Source organism: Ruminococcus sp. 1001136sp1_2201st1_G3_2201SCRN_220225 (assembly GCF_040924365.1).
Taxonomy (GTDB): Bacteria; Bacillota; Clostridia; order Lachnospirales; family Lachnospiraceae; genus Blautia_A; species Blautia_A faecis.
This window is the reverse complement of the sequence record NZ_JBCOME010000128.1, coordinates 1-2,744: the sequence shown is the minus strand read 5'-3', so window position 1 is coordinate 2,744 and position 2,744 is coordinate 1. Positions and strand designations below refer to the sequence as shown.

General features: G+C 44.4%; 3 protein-coding genes. All 3 read left to right on the top strand.

The window, feature by feature from the left end:
• Positions 1-148: 148 nt before the first annotated feature.
• The 3 genes from AB5642_RS20160 (at position 149) to AB5642_RS20150 (ending at position 2,667) form a co-directional block, all read left to right on the top strand.
• Positions 149-562 carry a transposase gene (locus AB5642_RS20160; protein WP_368371954.1) on the top strand — a complete coding sequence of 138 codons (414 nt, stop codon included), beginning with the start codon at positions 149-151 and terminating at the stop codon, positions 560-562.
• A complete protein-coding gene (gene tnpB / locus AB5642_RS20155; RefSeq protein ID WP_009246070.1) occupies positions 556-900 on the top strand; it encodes an IS66 family insertion sequence element accessory protein TnpB in 345 nt (114 codons plus the stop codon). Before AB5642_RS20160 ends, tnpB begins: the two co-directional genes overlap by 7 nt.
• A gap of 150 nt (positions 901-1,050) precedes the next feature.
• Positions 1,051-2,667, top strand: a complete 1,617-nt coding sequence (locus AB5642_RS20150) for an IS66 family transposase (protein ID WP_368371951.1) — start codon at positions 1,051-1,053, stop codon at positions 2,665-2,667.
• The last annotated feature ends 77 nt before the right edge of the window (positions 2,668-2,744 follow it).

Sequence of the window (2,744 nt, the reverse complement as noted above, 5' to 3'; positions counted from 1 at the left end):
GTAAGCGCAAAATAATTCGACGGATTGTGTTGCCCTAAAAATCAATCCATAATAATCATTAGAGAATGCAAGCATTTCACTTCATTTTCTCTTGCTAGAAATGATAGATGCGAGCATTTTACTCTATTCAAGTTATGGAGGTGTGCTCATGAGAAGCAAAAGAATACCTGCTGAAGAACAATACCGTCTCATCATGGAATGCCGTCAAAGTGGATTGACAGATCATCAATGGTGTGTGGAACATGATATCAAGCCAGGAACTTTTTACAACTGGGTAAAAAGACTGTGTCAGAAAGGTTGTGTGGATTTGCCGGCGTCAACTGGAAGCACCTATCGTGCACCAGAAAGCCAGGAAGTTGTCAGAGTGGATTTTCATGATACTGACCCGATTCCTTATGAACAGCCATTAAATATAATTCCGGCATCTACGGAAAGAAATAACCTTTCTGTAGCAGAGCCAATGAAGCTGTCTGTAGGAAGCTTTCATCTAACAATACCAAATGGAACAGATCCTCAGCTTCTGGCTCAAACGCTTCGCATTGTGAAGGAGTTGGAATGTTAGGGGATATCACAGCCGCCGATGAAATCTATATCGTAACAGGCAGAACGGATATGCGGAAATCCATTGACGGGCTGTGTGCTATTGTAGAGGATCAACTCCATATGGATCCAAGGCGAAGTGCCCTGTATCTTTTCTGTGGAAAACGTTGTGACAGGATCAAAGCTTTGCTCTGGGAATCTGACGGATTTGTGCTGCTGTATAAACGTATGGAAGTCCAGGGCAGATTCCGCTGGCCCAGAAATCAGTTGGAAGTAAAACAATTGACCTGGCAGCAATTCGACTGGCTCATGTCCGGGCTTGAAATCGAACAACCAAAGGCATTCAAGCCTACGGAATGATCGCGTAAAACATCTATGCCAGCCAACAGAAACGGAGGGTTTTTTCATCCTGTATCATGTCTGAAATCCCTTGTAAATGCTGGGTTTCCTGCTTCTTTTTCATTGCTTTTTATGGTACAATAAGAGTAGTGAAAAAGGAGCAGAAAACATATGGCTGGTAATTCAAAAGATTCAAAAATCCTCGCGTACAAGGACATGATCAACCAACTGAATAAGACCATTTCCACACAGACAGAACTGATCCAGTCTTTACAAAAAACATTGGAAGCAGACCGGCTGGAAAAAGAAAACCTTCGTCAGCAGATTGAATATCTCACGAAGAAACTTTTTGGTACTTCCAGTGAAAAACGGAAAGATATCGATGGCCAGTTGAATCTTTTTGATGAAGCCGAGCAGGAAGCAGATCCGACATGGGAACAAGAACTTCCTGATGACATCACTGTTCCGGAACATAAGAGAAAAGCAAGACGGACACATGCAGATCTCTTTAAAAATGTTCCTTCCTGCGACGAGATCATTTCTCTTACGGAGGAGGAGCGAAACTGTCCAACCTGCGGAACGCAGATGGAATGTATCGGGAAAGAATTCGTCCGCCATGAATTTCGCTTTACCCCTGCCAAAGGAAAAGTAGTAAATATCTATCGTGAAACCTATAAATGCCCGGAGTGTGCCATATCAGAGGAACATCCGGATGATCAGACATTTGTCAAAGCCCCTGTTCAGGAACCATTGATCCCGGAAAGTTATGCATCGGAATCCGTTGTCGGATGGGCAATGCACCAGAAGTACCAGAATGGTCTGCCGTTAAACCGGCAGGAAGAGGACTGGAAGCAACTGGGTGTCCCATTAAGCCGGGCTACGCTTGCTAACTGGATCATTTACTGTGCCGAGAATTATCTCCGTCATGTTTATGATTATTTTCACTGTCAGTTACGGATGCGTAAATATCTGATGGCAGATGAAACCCGGGTTCAGGTACTGAATGAACCGGAGCGTAATCCTGAAACGGATTCCTGGATGTGGCTCTTCCGCAGTGGAGAAGATGGACTTCCGCCGATCCTGCTCTATCATTATACAGAGACAAGGGCAAAGTTCCATGCAGCATCTTTCCTACAGGGGTTCAGCGGATATCTGGAGACTGATGGATATCAGGGTTATAATAATCTGCCGGATATCAAGCGCTGCTCTTGCTGGGCACATGTGAGACGTTACTTCACAGATGCCATACCGAAAGGGAAAGAGTATGATTACAGCCTTCCGGCAGTGCAGGGAGTACAGTTCTGTTGCAAGCTGTTTGATTGTGAGCGGTACTCAAAAGCAAAAAATCACACTGCGGAGCAGAGAAAACAATTTCGTCTTGAAAAGGAGAAGCCGATACTGGAGGCATTCTGGAATTGGCTGGATCAACAGCGCCCAAACAAGGGAACCCGTTTGGCGAAAGCGGTGAACTATGCCCAAAATCGGAAAGACACCCTGATGACCTATCTGGAAGACGGTCATTGCAGTTTATCCAACAATCTTAGCGAGAATGCAATCAGACCATTCACTGTTGGCCGGAAGAACTGGCTGTTCAGCGCCAGTCCTAAAGGAGCCACCGCTAGTGCTATTGTGTATACAATAGTTGAGATGGCAAAAGCGAATGATCTGAATACCTATAAATATCTGACATATCTCTTATCACAACGGCCAAACGATAAAATGTCAGATGAACAGCTGGAACAACTTGCTCCATGGAGCGAGACTGCGAAAGCGAACTGTCAAAACTAAAATAAAGTAAAACGCTTGCATCTATCATTTTGGTGCAAGCGTAATTTACGAGTAACGTAGCAATATTTTGCGCTTAC

Bases quoted from the DNA above. Each gene is read 5' to 3' on its own strand.
- tnpB (WP_009246070.1), top strand. From the start codon at position 556: ATGTTAGGGGATATCACAGCCGCCGATGAAATCTATATCGTAACAGGC.
- AB5642_RS20150 (WP_368371951.1), top strand. From the start codon at position 1,051: ATGGCTGGTAATTCAAAAGATTCAAAAATCCTCGCGTACAAGGACATG.
- AB5642_RS20160 (WP_368371954.1), top strand. From the start codon at position 149: ATGAGAAGCAAAAGAATACCTGCTGAAGAACAATACCGTCTCATCATG.